Origin of the sequence: Salibaculum halophilum (assembly GCF_002094885.1) — a bacterium.
GTDB lineage: Bacteria > Pseudomonadota > Alphaproteobacteria > Rhodobacterales > Rhodobacteraceae > Salibaculum > Salibaculum halophilum.
Genome location: NZ_MSIT01000001.1, coordinates 20,199 through 35,738, shown reverse-complemented (window position 1 = coordinate 35,738; position 15,540 = coordinate 20,199). Strand labels below are relative to the sequence as shown.

Here is a 15,540-nt window from a genome sequence, read left to right as displayed (position 1 = left end):
AGCCTGCCCGTCATGACCGATGACACTTCAACCCCCGCCAACCTCTGGACCCCGCGGCCCGTCGAGGAGACGATCGACGTCTACCGCGACTGGGCCGGGGCCTACGACTCCGATCTGGAAACCTTCGACTATCGCACGCCGGACCGGCTGACCGCGGCCTTGGCCCGCCATGTGGCCGCGGAGACCACAGTGCTCGATTTCGGCTGCGGCACAGGCATTTCCGGCGCCGCCCTGCTGCGGGCCGGGTTCGCCCACCTGCACGGCACGGATGTCGTGGCCGAAATGGTCGAGATCGCCCGCGACAAGAACCTCTACGACGACCTCTGGGTCGGCGCCCCCGGCGCGGCCCTGCCACGCAATTATGACGCCATCGTCGCCGTCGGCGTGGTCAGCCTCGGCGCCGCCCCGCCCGAGACGCTCAGCCTGCTGATCAGGCACCTGACGCCGGGCGGTATCCTGGCCATGTCCTTCAACGACCCCACGATCGAGAACGGCACATATGACGCCGTGCTCGACGCCCATGTCGCCGCCGGGGACGTCGCGCTGCTCTCGCGCGAGCACGGCCCGCACCTGGCGGCCAAGGACATGGGCTCGGACGTGATCGTTCTGCGGCGGGGATGATCACGCGCTTTGCGCCCTCGCCCACGGGGCGGCTGCATCTGGGCCACGCCTTTTCGGCGCTGACCGTCTTGCAGGTGGCGCGTGACATGGGCGGCACGGCGCTGTTGCGGATCGAGGATACCGACAGCACCCGCTGCCGCCCCGAGTACGAGGCCGCGATACAGGAGGATCTGCGCTGGCTTGGGCTGGACTGGCCCAACCCGGTGCGGCGGCAGTCCGACCACCTGGCCGAGTACACCGCCGTGCTTGATGCCATCGCGGCGCGCGGGCTGCTCTACCCCTGTTCCTGTTCGCGCTCGGCCATAAAGGCGGCGGGCGCGCGGCCCGGGTGGGACGGGCTGGTCTATCCCGGCACCTGCCGCCACCGCCCGCTGTCAGATGCGCGGCCCGGCGACGCGCTGCGGCTCGACCTCGCCCGCGCGCTCGACCAGGCCGGCCCCCTGCCCGCCTTTACCGAGATCGGCCCGCTGCACGCAGGCCGGCACACCCCCGACCCGGATCAGCTGATCGGCCTGATCGGTGACCCGGTGCTGCGGCGCAGGGACAGCGGCGATCCGGCCTATCACCTCGCCTGCCCCGTCGACGACGCGGCGCAGGGCATCACCCACGTCGTGCGCGGGGTCGACCTCTGGCACGCGACCTTCCTGCACGTGGCGCTGCAGGCGCTGATGGGTTGGCCGGTGCCCGTCTATCACCATCACGGGCTGATCCACGACGCCAGCGGCAAGCGCCTGGCCAAGATCGACTCCGCGACATCGCTTGCCAGCTTGCGCGCCGCGGGCGCGACCCCGGCCGACATCCGCGCGCGCGTTGGACTCTGACACCGCATCATCCGGGCCGATAAACGCCAGACCAAGGCACCCTAGCCGTCAACCGGGCGCATCAGCTCCCGCTCCGCCTCGCCGGTGACAGAGGTATAGAAACACGACCGCCGGTTGGTGTGGCAGGCCGGCCCGGTCTGGCGCACCACCGCCAGCAGGCAATCGCGGTCGCAATCGACGCGCAGGTCGACAAGCTCCTGCACGTGGCCGCTGCTCTCGCCCTTGGCCCAGAGGGCCTGCCGCGAGCGCGACCAGTAGGTGACGCGGCCGGTGGCCAGCGTGGTCTCGACGGCCGCGCGGGTCATCCAGGCCATCATCAGTACGGTGCCGTCCGTGGCATCCTGCGCGATACAGGGGACAAGCCCGTCGGCGTCAAAGGTCAGCGTCGCGGGATCGAAGGCCATGTCGAATTTCCTTTGGCATCTGGGATCGGCCAGCCTATTTATTGGGCAAGACAGCCGAGGGCAAACCCATGACCGCAGAAACCGACATGATCAAGCTCTACTCCACCCGGATTCTTGGGCTGGCGGCGGAGATTCCACGGCTAGGGCGGCTGGACGCCCCCGACGGCAGCGGCCGGGTGCGCTCACCGCTTTGCGGGTCCACCGTGTCGGTGGACCTGCGTGTCGCCGAGGGCAAGGTGACCGACTACGGCCAGGACGTGAAGGCCTGCGCGCTGGGCCAGGCCGCAGCGGCCGTGGTGGCTGCCAATGTCATCGGCACGACCGAACCGCAGGTGCAACAGGCGCGCGACGCGCTGCACGCCATGCTCAAGCAGGACGGCCCGCCGCCGGCGGCACCCTTCGACGGGCTGGAAGTGCTGCAACCGGCGCGGGACTACAAGAACCGTCACGCCTCGATCCTGCTGGCGCTGGATGCCACGCTGGAGGCCTTCAAGGCCGCGCGCGAGGCCGACTGCGCCTGACAGGCGCTTCCCCGAACAGAAAAAACCGCCGCGCCCCGGGACAGGGGAACGCGGCGGCAGGTGTGCGCCCCGAAAGTCCGGCCGCGGTCGGGAGAGGCAGATCCCGGGCGGTGTGCGGCGGAGGCAGAGCCGCCGTGGAGGGCCGTCATGGCATCGCGGATGGGACAGGCGATGCGGAACGACCGGCCCGGGGCGCGCGGCAGATCACAAGAACGCGGGCAGGTGCAGCGACACAACCAGCAGGACCATCAGTGCGGCCGCGCCAAAGGCATCGGCCACCAGTGTGTCACGCGAACGGGCGATCGCCTGTCTGATTTCCCGGGCCATTTCGGTGCTCCTTCTCACATCTTTGTTGCCACTTTGTTCTCATTAACCACGCCTTAACGCAAGAACTTTTTAAGAACATTCGTGAACAAAAAGACCAGTTTGCAGCTAACCCACTGATATCAAACGGATCGCCCGGTCTTGTTCCATGAGCCAGAGCAGCACGCGCGCGGCCTGTCCCCGTTCACTGCTCAGATCCGCGTCGTCGGCCAGCAGCTTGCGCGCGTCCTGCTGGGCCAGCGCCATCAGGGCCGACTGCCGCTCGATATCGGCGATGCGGAAACGGGGCAGCCCGGATTGCGCTGTGCCGATCACGTCGCCCGCGCCGCGTATGGCCAGGTCCTCTTCCGAGATGCGGAACCCGTCCTCGGTCTCGCGCAGGATCTCCAGCCGCCGCCGGCCCGGCTCCGACAGGGGCGGCTGATACATCAGCAGGCAGGTGGACTGCGCCGCGCCACGCCCGACCCGGCCGCGCAATTGGTGCAACTGGGCCAGGCCGAAGCTCTCGGCGCGTTCGATCACCATGATTGAGGCATTGGGCACGTTCACCCCCACCTCGATCACCGTGGTCGCCACCAGCACGCCCGTCTCGCCGGCCACGAAGCGGGCCATGGCGGCGTCCTTGTCGGCCGGGTCCATGCGGCCGTGAACCAGCCCGACGACACCTTCGCCCAGCGTGGCGCGCAACCGTGCGAACCGGTCCTCGGCGGCGGTCAGTTCGCTGACCTCGGATTCCTCGACCAGCGGGCAGACCCAGTAGGCCTGCCGCCCCTCGGACACGGCCTTGCGCAGGTGCTCGGTCACCTCGTCCAGGCGCCCGGTGCTGACCACGCTGGTGGTGACCGGCGTGCGCCCGGGCGGCTTTTCGTCCAGCACCGAGACGTCCATGTCGCCGAACTGCGCCAGCGCAAGGGACCGCGGGATCGGCGTGGCGGTCATGACCAGCACGTCGACCGCGGCCCCCTTGGCCCCCAGTTGCATGCGTTGCGAGACGCCGAAGCGGTGCTGTTCGTCCACGATGGCCAGCCGCAGGTCGTGAAAGGCGACGTCCTGCTGGAACACCGCGTGGGTGCCCACCAGGATGCCGATCTCGCCGCTTTCGAGCGCGGCGAGCTTGGCGCGCCGCTCAGCGCCCTTGTCGCGGCCCGTCAACAACGCCAGCCGCACACCGGCCGAGCGGGCCAGGGGCGCCAGCCCCTCCATGTGCTGGCGCGCGAGGATCTCGGTCGGGGCCATCATCACGCCCTGCCCGCCCGCTTCGACCGCCGTGAGCAGCGCCAGCAGCGCCACCAGCGTCTTGCCCGCGCCCACGTCGCCCTGCAGCAGCCGGTTCATGCGCTTGGGAGCGGCCATGTCGGCGGTGATCTCTTCGACCGCGCGGGTCTGCGCGCCGGTTGGCGCATAGGGCAGATCGGCCAGCACCGTGGCGCGCAGCCGGCCGTCGCCCTGCGTCACCCGCCCCTTGCCGCGCCGCTGCGTGGCCCGCGCCAGCGCCAGCGTCAGTTGATGCGCCAGCAACTCATCATAGGCCAACCGCTGCCGCGCGGGCGCGGTCGCGGCCAGTTCGGCCCCCGACAGCGGCGCATGGGCTGCCTCCAGAGCGGCGCGCCACTCCGGCCAGGCCTCGCGCGCGCGCAGGGCCGGGTCGATCCATTCGGGCAGGTCCGGCGCCCGAGCCAGTGCCGCCCCGATCGCCTTGGCCATCACCCGTTGGGTGACCGAGCCGGTCAGCGGGTAGACGGGTTCGAACGCGGGGATCTGCCCGGCCTCGTCGGGGCGCAGGATATGGTCCGGGTGGACCATCTGGGCGATGCCATCGAAATGTTCGACCTTGCCCGAGATCACCCGCCGCTGGCCGCTGGGCAGGATGCGGCGCAGATACTCGCCCCGGGCATGGAAGAAAACCAGTTGAAACGAGGTCTGCGCGTCCTCGACCGTCACGCGGTAGGGCCGGCCGCGCTGGGCCGGCGGGCGGTGCTCGCCCACCACCACTTCGACGGTGCAATGCGCCGGCGGGACAAGATCGCGCACGCTGGCCCGGCGCGACCGGTCCACGCCGCTGTAGGGCAGCGTGAAAACCATGTCGCGCGGTTTCTCGATGCCGCCCGCCTCCAGTCGCTGGGCCAGTTTCGGGCCGACCCCGTCAAGCGTCGTCAGCCCGGCAAAGAGCGGAAACAGAATTTCCGGGCGGCCGCTCATGCCGCGCCGATCAGCGCCAGCCAGCCGTCCTCGTCGAGCGTCTCGACGCCCAGCGCGGCGGCCTTGTCGGCCTTCGAGCCGGCGCCCGGCCCGGCCACGAGCAGGTCTGTCTTGGCGCTGACCGAGCCCGCGACCTTGGCCCCCAGCGCCTCGGCGCGGGCCTTGGCTTCGGCGCGGGTCATCTTTTCCAGGCTGCCGGAGAAGACCACCGTCTTGCCCGCCACGGGGCTGTCCCCGGCGCGGCGCTCCGGCGGCGTGATCTCTATCAGTTCCGCGATCAGCCGGTCGATGGCGGCGCGTTCGTGGGCATTGGCAAAGGCATCCGACAGCGACAGGGCCAGCACCGGGCCGATGCCGTCGGCGCCGATCAGGTCGTCCCAGGCCTCGGATGCCGCAACCGGGGTCTCGGCCGTCTCGAGGGTGCGTCGGCGCGCTTCGGCAACGCGGGCCCGGCGGCCCTCCTCGGCTGCACGGCGGCGTTCGGCGTCGGCGGCCTCGTCGGCGGCGCGATGGGCCAGCGCGGCGGGTCGGGCGCTGTCCAGTGCCGCCGTCATCGCCGCCCAGCCGCCGTAGTGCCGCGCGAGGTCCTGCGCGGCGACCTCGCCCACGTGTCGGATGCCAAGCCCGAACAGCAGACGGGCCATCGGGATTTTCCGCTTTTCCTCGATGGCCTGGAACAGGTTATTCGCGCTCGTCGCGCCCCAGCCGTCGCGGTTGGCCAGTTTCGAAAGGTTCTGCGAATCGCGGCGTTGCAGCGTGAAGATATCCGCCGGCTCTTTCACCGGCAGCTGGTCGTCGTGGTAGAAGGCCTCGACCTGCTTGGCGCCCAGCCCTTCGATGTCCATGGCCCCGCGCGAGACGAAATGTTTCAGCTTTTCCACGGCTTGCGCGGGGCAGATCAACCCGCCGGTGCAGCGGCGGACGGCGTCGCCCTCTTCGCGGATCGCGGGCGAGCCGCACTCGGGGCATGTGTTGGGCAGGCTGTACGGCACCGCGTCCGCGGGCCGCTGCGACAGGTCCACGTCCGCCACCTTGGGGATGACGTCGCCGGCGCGGTAGACCTGCACCCAGTCGCCCGCGCGGATGTCCTTGCCGCCGCGGATCGCCTCGCCCGAGGCGCCGCGCCCGGCGATGTAATCCTCGTTGTGCAGCGTCGCGTTGGAGACGACGACACCGCCCACCGTCACCGGCTGCAAGCGCGCCACCGGCGACAGCGCCCCGGTGCGGCCGACCTGGATGTCGATCCCCTCCAGCCGGGTCCAGGCGAGTTCGGCGGGAAACTTGTGCGCGATGGCCCAGCGCGGCGTGGCCGAGCGATAGCCCAGCCGGTGCTGCAACGCCAGATCGTTGATCTTGTAGACCACGCCGTCGATGTCGTAACCCAGCGTCGCGCGTTGCGCCTCGATCTCGCGGTAATGGGCCAGCATGTCCTCCACCGTCTCGCAGATCCGGGTCAGCGGGTTGGTGGAAAAGCCGAAACCGGCCAGCCGGTCGAGCGCGCCTTTCTGTGTCTCGGCCAGTGGTGCCGACAGCTCCCCCCAGGCGTAGGCGAAAAAGCGCAGCGGGCGTGATTTCGTGATGCCCGCGTCGAGCTGGCGCAGCGACCCGGCGGCGGCGTTGCGCGGGTTGGCGAAGGTCTTGCCGCCCATGTCGGCCTGCCGCGCATTCAACGCCGCGAAATCGTCGTGGGCCATGTAGACCTCGCCGCGCACCTCCAGCACTTCGGGCGCCGCGTCCAGCCGCGTGGGGATCTCGGCGATGGTGCGGGCATTGGCGGTGACATTCTCGCCGGTCGCGCCGTCGCCGCGCGTGGCGGCATGGACCAGCGCGCCCCCCTCGTATCGCAGCGACAGGCTGAGCCCGTCGATCTTGGGTTCGGCGGTATAGGCCAGCGGGGCGTCGGGGCCGAGGTTGAGGTAACTGCGGATCGACTGGTCGAAATCGGCGACATCGCCGGCGTCGAAGGCATTGGCCAGCGACAGCATCCGCACCGCATGGGTAATCTTGCCGAAGGCCTCGGCCGGGGTGGTGCCGACCTTGTCGGAGGGGCTGTCGGCGCGCTTGAGCGCCGGAAAGCGCGCCTCGATCGCTGCGTTGCGCTGCTTGAACGCGTCGTACTCGGCGTCGCTCATCTCGGGGGCATCGTCGCCGTGATAGGCGGCGTCGGCCCGCGCCAGCAGCCCGGCCAGGCGGGCCAGTTCCGCCGCCGCATGCGCCTCGGTCAGGGCCTCGGGCGCGAGGGTCGCCTCGTCGCCTGTCGCGGTCGTGTCACTCACCGTCGGTCCCCCGTCGTTCACCTGCCGTAAGTGATAGGGGGGCGCCCCGGCATCGTCCAGCCCGTCGCCGCCGCCGCGGCGTCAGGCCCCGACAGCGACCTGTTCGGAATCCGCGCCCTGATCGGGGTCGCGCAGGACATAGCCGCGGCCCCAGACGGTCTCGATGTAGCTGTCGCCGCCCGTCGCCTCGGAGAGCTTCTTGCGCAGCTTGCAGATGAAGACGTCGATGATTTTCAGCTCGGGTTCGTCCATGCCGCCGTAAAGGTGATTGAGAAACATTTCCTTGGTCAGGGTGGTGCCCTTGCGCAGGCTCAGAAGCTCCAGCATCTGGTATTCCTTGCCGGTCAGATGCACGGGCTCGCCCCCGGCCTCGACCGTCTTGGCGTCCAGGTTCACCGAGACCTTGCCGGTGCGGATGACCGACTGCGCGTGCCCCTTGGAGCGGCGGATGATGGCGTGGATCCGCGCGATCAGTTCCTCGCGGTGGAACGGCTTGGTCAGGTAGTCGTCTGCCCCGAAGCCGAAGCCCTTGAGCTTGGACTCGGTCGCGTCCTCGCCCGAGAGAATCAGGATCGGCGTCTCGATCCGGGCCAGGCGCAGCTGGCGCAGGACGTCGTGGCCGGGCATGTCCGGCAGGTTCAGGTCCAGCAGGATAAGGTCGTAGTCGTAGAGCTTGGCCAGGTCGATGCCCTCTTCGCCCAGCTCGGTGGTGTAGACGTTGAGGTTGGCATGGCCCAGCATCAATTCGATGCTCTTGGCGGTGGTCGGATCATCCTCGACGAGCAAGACGCGCATGACTGTTCTCCGTTCGTTCGTGCGTTAACCAAACCTAGGGGGCAGAAGGTTAACCACACGTTACCGTCCGGTTGTCAGTTTACGAATCTACCTAAGGTTGTCTATATTTTCGAAGTGCGGTGGCCTTGAGCGCCGCTTCCCCATGTCTGAGGACGGCCGACTCCCACTCGGCCAGTTCCTCTTCGGACAGGCCGTAGGTCGATTTCGCCCACTCCCGCGTGATCAACCCATGGGCCACCGCACGCACCACGGCCGCCTTGCGCGACGCCACCCAGCGCCGCGTCGTCGCCTCGGGCAGGTCGGCGCGCGTCATCACCGTGCCGTCCGGCAGGGTGACCGCGCGCGGCCCCTCCGTCTTGCGCAGATACATGTCCTCACCCCTCTGTCGTGACTGAACATGCCGTTCAGGTGCCGCGATCTCGGCTAAGGCGGGGTAAAGGCGCCCCTTGAGAGTATCTTGCATTTTCCTATATTGCGCCCGTCTCCGGCAAAGGTCGCTTCCATGTCCCTCGACACCGCGCTCAACTCGCTCGGCCTGCCCAAGGCCCCCGCAGACACCCGTGTCGTGGTGGCCATGTCCGGCGGCGTCGATTCCTCGGTCGTGGCGGCCATGCTCGCCGACGAGGGCTACGACGTGGTCGGCGTGACCCTGCAGCTTTACGATCATGGCGCGGCGCTGGCCAAGAAGGGCGCCTGCTGCGCGGGCCGCGACATCCACGATGCCCGCCGCGTGGCCGAGGAGATGGGCTTTCCCCACTACGTTCTGGATTACGAAAACATCTTCCGCGAGGCGGTGATGGACGAGTTCGCCGACAGCTACCTTGGCGGGGCGACGCCCGTGCCCTGCATCCGCTGCAACGAGCGCGTCAAGTTCAAGGACCTTCTGGAGACGGCCAAGGACCTGGACGCCGACTGCATGGCCACGGGCCACTATATCCAGCGCCGCATGGGTGCGCGCGGGGCCGAGCTGCACAGTGCGGCGGATGCGACCCGCGACCAGTCCTATTTCCTGTTCTCGACCACGCAGGACCAGCTGGATTTCCTGCGCTTCCCGCTGGGCCACCTGGCCAGCAAGGACGAGACCCGCAAGCTGGCCGCGCGCTACGGCCTGCGCGTGGCCGACAAGCCTGACAGCCAGGATATCTGCTTCGTGCCCGACGGCGACTATGCCGGCGTCATCGAAAAGCTGCGCCCCGGCGCGGCCGAACCGGGCGAGATCGTCGATCCGGCGGGCAAGGTGCTGGGCACGCACAAGGGCGTCATTCATTACACTATCGGCCAGCGCCGCGGGCTCGGGATCGGCGGGCTGAGCGAACCGCTCTACGTGGTCCGCCTCGACGTGGAAAACCGCCGCGTCGTGGTCGGCCCCAAGGACATGCTGGCGACCCGCACCGTGCCGGTGCGCGAGGTCAACTGGCTGGGCGATGGCGGCTTCACGGATGCCGGCGAACGCGAGATCGCGGTCAAGGTGCGCTCCACCCGGCCGCCGGCCCCGGCGGTGCTGCGCCCCCTGTCCGACGCGCAGGCCGAGGTCGAGCTGCTGACCCCCGAGGAAGGCGTCAGCCCCGGCCAGGCCTGCGTGTTCTACGACACCGAGAGCACCCGCATCCTCGGCGGCGGCTGGATCTGGCGGGGGTAACGGCGCGTGCGGCGGCGAAATGCGCGCCTCTGCCGCGCGCAGCGGGTGCGACAGCTGCATTGGTCGAAGCTCAAGCCGCGGACTTGACGGTGTCGGTGAGTGCGGCCGGCTTGGGGCGATGCAAACCGCTACCGTCGCGTCCGAACCCACGACACTTCCGGCAAATTCACACCGCTCAACCACCTTTGCCGACGCGCTTGGGCAGACCCCGTCCAAACCGCCGGCAGGTCGCACATGAGGTGCACCGGCACGCCGGGTTGATCCGTGCCGGGGTGATCCGCAAGCATGGGGTCGATTCGATCCTCCGGGGGCCTGTCCCAATCGGCCGGCCGCGTCGGCCGCCTCCGGCTTCAACACTGGGAGCCTTACCATGAAACCTATTGCCGATCTCGTCCGCCTCACCGCCGCCGTCACCCTCGCCGCCACCCCGGCCGCCGCCCAGGAGAGCGGGGCGCCGTCCACGATGCTAATTCTCGACGGATCGGGGAGCATGTGGGGCCAGATCGACGGTCAGGCCAAGATCGGGATCGCCCGCGGGTCGATCGACCGGATGCTGTCGGACTGGCCCGAGGACCGCGCCCTCGGCCTGATGGCCTACGGCCACCGGCGCGAGGGAGATTGCGACGACATCGAGGTGCTGGCCGCCCCCGCCCCGCTGGACCGTGACACCCTCGGCAGCCTGATGGACGGCATCAGCCCGCGCGGCAAGACCCCCATCGGCGCGGCCGTGCGCGCCGCGCGCGACAGCCTTGGCGCGAACGACGCCGGCGCCTCGGTGGTGGTTGTCACCGACGGGCTTGAAAACTGCGGCGCCGATCTCTGCGCGCTGGGCGACGAACTGGCGCAATCGGGCACGCCCCTGACCGCGCATGTAATCGGATTCGACGTGGCGGATGCGGATGGCCAGCTTGCCTGCCTCGCCGAGGCGACGGGCGGGCAGTATCTCAGCGCGAACAACGCCGCCGGCCTGACCGATGCCCTGCAGACGGTCAGCCAGCCCGCGCCGGACCCGGCGGGGCCGCTTTACGTCGATGACTTCGACCGCGCCGAGCTGGGCAGCGACTGGGCGGTTCAACAGCCCGATCCGAACGGCTTTATCCTCGACAAGGGTGCGCTGATGACCATGACCGTCGCCAACGGCTATCTGGGCAAGCCCGACCAGCCCAACGTCTTTTCCTGGACCGCCGCCGAACTGCCCGGGGGCGACTGGGAAATCGCCGCCGACTTCACCGCCCGCATGGGCGAGGTGAAGACGCTGGGCGGCCGCCGCGCGATCCTGCAGGTCGGCCGCTATGCCGACCCCGACAACTACGTCGTGGCCGAGGTCTACCGCCAGGGCAATTCCAACGACGACATGTGGCTCAAGCTGCTGGCCGTCACCGGCGGCGACGAAACGAGCGATGGGCTGGAGATCGCCAGCGATTCCTGCTGTCCGCGCGATTACGACCTCGGCCGCATCCTGTCCGACTTCGAGGAAAAGGGCGCCACGCTCAGCCTGGTCAAGAGCGGCCGCGACTATCGCGCGCGGCTCGAAATGAACGGCTGGTCCATGCAGCCGGACGGCCCCGAGGTGCTGGAGACCGAGCCGGTCACCGTGCTGCGCACGCAGGGGCCGCCCGCGATCTTTGCCGGCACCATGGGCCCCGAACAGACGGTCGCAGAGTTTGACCGCGTCGAGATTACGGAGGTGCAATGACGCCGGTCGCGCGTTTCCCCGTCCTTTTCGCCTGCGCCTGTGCCGTCCTTGTTTCCACAGGCCCCGGCGCGGCGGCGCAGCCCTGCTCGTCGCCCGGCGATGCGGACGCGGCCGGGCTTTACCCGTTGCCGGAGGGGGACGAATGGGGCTTTGTCGGACGCGACGGCGAATGGCGGCTTGCGCCGGCGTGGCGGCGGGTCAGGCCCTTTTCGGAAGGTGCTGCAGCGGTCGAAACCGCCGCGGGCTGGGGCCTTATAGACCGCAATGGCGATTATATCGTTGAGCCGGGCGCGCAGGATGCCGACCGCGTGGTGATCGCGGGGCAGGATTACGCGCTGTCACCCTACAAGCCGATGTCGCAGGGCTGCAGCGCGGCCACGCCTGCCGACGGCATGCCCCACTATGTCAGCGCGGCCGGCGGCACCTGGACGCCGCCCGCACTGGCGGATGCCGAGGTCCTGGACCTGGGCAGCTTTTCCGAGGGCTTGGCCTGGGTGCGTGTCGCAACGGACGACGGCTCCAAGGTCGGGTGGATCGACACGTCCGGTGACTGGGCAATTGCCCCTGAGTTCCACGCGGGCGGCGATTTCTCGGACGGGCGCGCGGCCGCCGCGATCAACGAAGGCTTCTGGGGCTATATCGACACCTCCGGTGAGTTGGCTTTCCCCCGCAAGTTCGTCTTGCAGGAAGCAGGTCCATACGCCGGCGGCCTTGCGCCGGTGCGCCGAAAGAGCACTGTCGGCTACATCGACACATCGGATTGGGCGATCGAAAAGATGACACTGGCCGATGGCGGCACGCGCGAGATCGAGGCGGCCGCGCCCTTCTCGAATGGGCGCGCAGCCGTGCAGCCCGGCCCCGTCTGGATCGACACCGAGGGCAGGGTCGCGGTCGATCCGCAAGCGGGATCGCGTCTGACGATCTGCAACGAGGCCCGTCTTCCATCCTATCACCGCGGGCTGTTGCCTCTGGTTGTCGGTGACGGGACCAATATCTGCGGCAATACCCCCGACATCAGTTACGAAGGGCCGGGCGACCCCCGCATCGGCCCGGAAACCATGCTCTGGCACTTGCCGTGGGCGCGCGACAAACTGGTCTGGCTCGACACCGATGGCGCGACGGTCATAGATTCGACCGCCTGTCGTCGCGCGCCGGGTGTGGCCGCATTGCCAACGACCACGGACAGCGGCGATCTTGCGCCCGGGGCCTATCGCATGGCGCTTTCGGGGGCGGTCGAGGGCGATGTCGCCCCGCGCCGTTCCGATGCACCGTGCAATCTTTCGGATTTCGAAATGGACGGCACGGAAGGCGCCACGAATGCGGGTGGCCCCTGGAGCCTGTCGCTTTCGCTGGGAGCGGCAAAGTGGCAGGGCAAGACAGTGGGTGGCTCGCTGAGCCTCGGCCTGCCTGCCGGTATCGGGCCCGGTCAGCATGCCCTCGGTCCAACCAGTGCAGATGACAAACCCTCGGCTTATTTGTGGTTGGGCGTCCGGGACGCTGGCCCGAACGCCCCGCAGCCGGCCACTTACACCTCCGAAGGCGGCGGCAGCCTGACCTTGACGCGCCGCGACCAAATGGCGATTTCCGGCGAGGTCGACATCACGTTTGTCTCGCGCGATGACCCGGCCGACACGATCACGCTTTCGGCCGCGTTCAACGCGATCCCCTATGAGGTTGGCCCCGAGGTCGCGCTGGTCGAAACGACCGGGGCCGTCACGGCGCTGGACGAGTCGATGCCGGATGATCCGCTGATCAACTTCTTCACCCCCGCGAAAGCCGTCGAGACAGCTGATGGCCTCGTGCTTTCCCTTGGCGAGTTCGGCCCCAAGCTCGAGCTGCGCCTTCCCGCCGGAGCGCGCGGCGCCTTCACCGCCGGGCCGGATGCGCCCGCCTCGATCAGCTTCGCCGGTGTGGCCGTGCGGGGCCAGGGCCACCTTGAATACCAGGATGGCCGCCTGTCCGGCAACGTAACGGCACATCTGGATGCGCATGATCAAGTCGACGGGGCGGGCAGCGTGACATTGCGCTTTGCCGAGGTCCCGCTGGAGCGCGACGAATGATGCGGCTGGCGCTACTCGTCCTGGCGCTCCCTGCTGGTGTGCAGGCGCAGGATATTGACAGCGTCTACACGAGTTACGATTGGGCCGAGGATTGCCGGACCCTCGATCAGGACGTGCCGCCCGACGCGGCCGGCATGGGCTTTCGCATGGTCTGCCCCGGCCCGGACGGGATGTATGTTATGCTGACCGACGGGGATGCGCGCATCTCGATGGATTACGGAAGCACGCCCGACTTCGGCCCGTGGGAAAGCTTCGCCAGTTTCAGCAGCGTGCATGACACCGTGGAGTGGCGCCGCCACGAAACGGATGGCACACCGCGTATCGTGGCCACGATCCATCGCTGGTTCGTCGGGCCAGACCCCGATCCCCGCGAGATCCTGATCGTCAGCACCGCTGCGGGGGGCGCCGCCGAGGAAAGCTGCATGGTCGGCGTGGTGGACGCCAGTCGCACCGCGGGGGCCAATACTGTGGCTCGAAAGGTGGCCGACGCCCGGGCGCCCGGTTTCCGCTGCGGCCAGGACAGGGTCCGCGCCTATGGCGACGTCGGGCTGGACACGCCCCTGCCCCGCCGCGCGGCCCCCTCGCCCCCGGAGCCGCAGTGACTGACCGGGCCAGCGGCGCGCCCCTTTCAGACCCTCACGGCGCGACATAGGTGGAAGAAGGCTGAAAGGAGGTGCGCCCATGAAAATGCCGCACACGACCGCCGCCGATCGACAGGCCATCATCGCATCCGCGGGGGCCGAGGTCCGCCCCCTCGACCCCATCGGCGCCGAGGTTCACGGCGTCGACCTGTCCGCCGAGCAGGTCCCGCCCCGCGAGGTGCTTGATGCCCTCGAACACGAGATGGCCCTGCACGGATTCCTCGTCTTCAATAACGATCGGCCCGTAGATCCCGAGGACTTCCTGCGCGCCTCGTGCTGGTGGGGCGGACGCGAGTTGCACAGCACGCATGGCGTTCACCCGGCCACGCCCGGCGGCAATCCGCACATCTTCCGGCTGTCCAACGACCGCCGCCATGGCATCCCCGGTGTCGGGCCGCAATGGCACAACGACGGCAGTTTCCTGCCCGCGACCTTTTCGCATTCGGGCTATCATATCGTGCGCCCGGCCGAGAACGGCGGCGGTACCTGGTTCGCGCATCAGGGGCTGGCCCATGACGCCCTGTCGCCCGAAACGCAGTCCTACTGGGCGCGGCTGGCCTCGGTCAACTCGGCCTCGGGCGTGGTGCACCCGCTGGTCCATCGCCACCCGGTGTCGGGACAGTCCTGCATCTGGCTGCACCTCGGCATGACTGGCGCGGTTGTCGAGGTTCTGCCCGGCGCCGAGGGGGCACGCCTGCTGGATGCCGACGCGCTCAAGGCCCTTTGTCACAGCTACAACGATATCCTGAACGCCGGGTTCGAGCGCGGCTATGCCACCGCCTATGAGTATCGCGAAAACGACTGCGTCTTCATCGACAACCTGGCCGTGGCCCATCGCGCGGCCCCCGAAGCGCATATGCCCGCCGAGGACCAGGGCCTGCGGATCATGCATCGCAGCACCGTGCGGGGCACGCATGACCTGGTGCCTGACACCGGGTTGCCGCCCACCCTGCCGATCGACGGGTCCAGCCCATTCGGCGACGGGGTCTGGCAGGGCGGCGGCGTGGGATTCCGCTGGGAGGACGGCATCCCGATGCAGAACTGACCGGCCCGGCGCGCGACAGGCGGGACACTGCCACGAAATTGCCGCATTTCGGCCCTTTCCCCGCCCACTGCGCATGCTTGCGTGATGCTACGGCCCACCAAGAGGCCCCTTGAAAGACCGGCGAGGCAGACCGCAAGACGCAGAGCAGGTGACCGTCATGGCACAGGACAGCGCAGAGGACCCGAGGAAAGGGTCCACACCCCCCGTGGCGCCGATGCCCACTAACGCTGGCACACGGCGGCGCCCCGGCCCCCCGAAACCGGTGGTGTTCCGCGATTTCGCCAGCATCTGAGGGGCTTTGCACCCGCCCGCGTGCCTTTTCCTCCTTTCGGGGCACGCGGCAGACCCGCGGATCGGCGGCCGGGCGCGCGGCCTTCTCCCACCGCGCCGCCCGGCGCCGGTTCGCCTTTTTCTCTGCACTCGGTCGTGGCCATTGCGCGCAGGCGCGGGATCACGGGCCCGAAACAGTTTCCGGTACCGCAGCGCCGGCGGCCGCGA

Annotated in this window: 14 protein-coding genes; 8 read left to right on the top strand and 6 right to left on the bottom strand. The window is 69.0% G+C overall.

Going from position 1 to position 15,540, the window contains the following annotated elements:
• Window positions 1-12: 12 nt before the first annotated feature.
• Both BU124_RS00155 and gluQRS read left to right on the top strand, forming a co-directional pair.
• On the top strand, window positions 13-621 hold the full coding sequence (locus BU124_RS00155) for a class I SAM-dependent DNA methyltransferase (protein WP_084860422.1): 609 nt from the start codon (window positions 13-15) through the stop codon (window positions 619-621).
• Entirely contained in the window at window positions 618-1,442 is an 825-nt protein-coding gene (gene gluQRS, locus BU124_RS00150; RefSeq protein ID WP_084860421.1) for a tRNA glutamyl-Q(34) synthetase GluQRS, read from the top strand. The genes BU124_RS00155 and gluQRS overlap by 4 nt, the downstream gene beginning before the upstream one ends.
• A 41-nt stretch (window positions 1,443-1,483) precedes the next feature.
• Here gluQRS and hisI read toward each other — a convergent pair whose 3' ends face one another.
• Window positions 1,484-1,846, bottom strand: coding sequence for a phosphoribosyl-AMP cyclohydrolase (gene hisI / locus BU124_RS00145; protein ID WP_084860420.1), 363 nt, complete (start codon window positions 1,844-1,846; stop codon window positions 1,484-1,486).
• 68 nt (window positions 1,847-1,914) lie between these two features.
• Between hisI and BU124_RS00140 the strand changes: the two genes are divergently transcribed.
• Complete coding sequence (locus BU124_RS00140) at window positions 1,915-2,367, top strand: iron-sulfur cluster assembly scaffold protein (protein WP_084860419.1); 453 nt, start codon at window positions 1,915-1,917, stop codon at window positions 2,365-2,367.
• 204 nt (window positions 2,368-2,571) lie between these two features.
• Here BU124_RS00140 and BU124_RS15110 read toward each other — a convergent pair whose 3' ends face one another.
• The 5 genes from BU124_RS15110 to sciP all read right to left on the bottom strand — a co-directional run bounded on the left by BU124_RS15110 (window position 2,572) and on the right by sciP (window position 8,331).
• On the bottom strand, window positions 2,572-2,694 hold the full coding sequence (locus BU124_RS15110; RefSeq protein ID WP_281250886.1) for a hypothetical protein: 123 nt from the start codon (window positions 2,692-2,694) through the stop codon (window positions 2,572-2,574).
• A 105-nt stretch (window positions 2,695-2,799) separates the two neighbouring features.
• On the bottom strand, window positions 2,800-4,890 hold the full coding sequence (recG, locus tag BU124_RS00135; protein ID WP_084860418.1) for an ATP-dependent DNA helicase RecG: 2,091 nt from the start codon (window positions 4,888-4,890) through the stop codon (window positions 2,800-2,802).
• Window positions 4,887-7,166, bottom strand: coding sequence for an NAD-dependent DNA ligase LigA (gene ligA / locus BU124_RS00130; RefSeq protein WP_425442430.1), 2,280 nt, complete (start codon window positions 7,164-7,166; stop codon window positions 4,887-4,889). Before ligA ends, recG begins: the two co-directional genes overlap by 4 nt.
• Before the next feature lie 81 nt (window positions 7,167-7,247).
• Entirely contained in the window at window positions 7,248-7,961 is a 714-nt protein-coding gene (ctrA, locus tag BU124_RS00125) for a response regulator transcription factor CtrA (RefSeq protein WP_084860417.1), read from the bottom strand.
• Window positions 7,962-8,052: 91 nt separating this feature from the next.
• A complete protein-coding gene (sciP, locus tag BU124_RS00120) occupies window positions 8,053-8,331 on the bottom strand; it encodes a CtrA inhibitor SciP (protein WP_084860416.1) in 279 nt (92 codons plus the stop codon).
• A gap of 132 nt (window positions 8,332-8,463) precedes the next feature.
• Between sciP and mnmA the strand changes: the two genes are divergently transcribed.
• The 5 genes from mnmA (at window position 8,464) to BU124_RS00095 (ending at window position 15,042) form a co-directional block, all read left to right on the top strand.
• Entirely contained in the window at window positions 8,464-9,600 is a 1,137-nt protein-coding gene (mnmA, locus tag BU124_RS00115; protein ID WP_084860415.1) for a tRNA 2-thiouridine(34) synthase MnmA, read from the top strand.
• 370 nt (window positions 9,601-9,970) lie between these two features.
• Entirely contained in the window at window positions 9,971-11,296 is a 1,326-nt protein-coding gene (locus tag BU124_RS00110; RefSeq protein WP_084860414.1) for a vWA domain-containing protein, read from the top strand.
• Window positions 11,293-13,356, top strand: a complete 2,064-nt coding sequence (locus BU124_RS00105) for a WG repeat-containing protein (protein ID WP_084860413.1) — start codon at window positions 11,293-11,295, stop codon at window positions 13,354-13,356. Before BU124_RS00110 ends, BU124_RS00105 begins: the two co-directional genes overlap by 4 nt.
• A complete protein-coding gene (locus tag BU124_RS00100; RefSeq protein WP_084860412.1) occupies window positions 13,353-13,958 on the top strand; it encodes a hypothetical protein in 606 nt (201 codons plus the stop codon). Before BU124_RS00105 ends, BU124_RS00100 begins: the two co-directional genes overlap by 4 nt.
• A gap of 79 nt (window positions 13,959-14,037) precedes the next feature.
• Window positions 14,038-15,042 carry a TauD/TfdA dioxygenase family protein gene (locus tag BU124_RS00095; protein WP_084860411.1) on the top strand — a complete coding sequence of 335 codons (1,005 nt, stop codon included), beginning with the start codon at window positions 14,038-14,040 and terminating at the stop codon, window positions 15,040-15,042.
• Window positions 15,043-15,540: the final 498 nt, after the last annotated feature.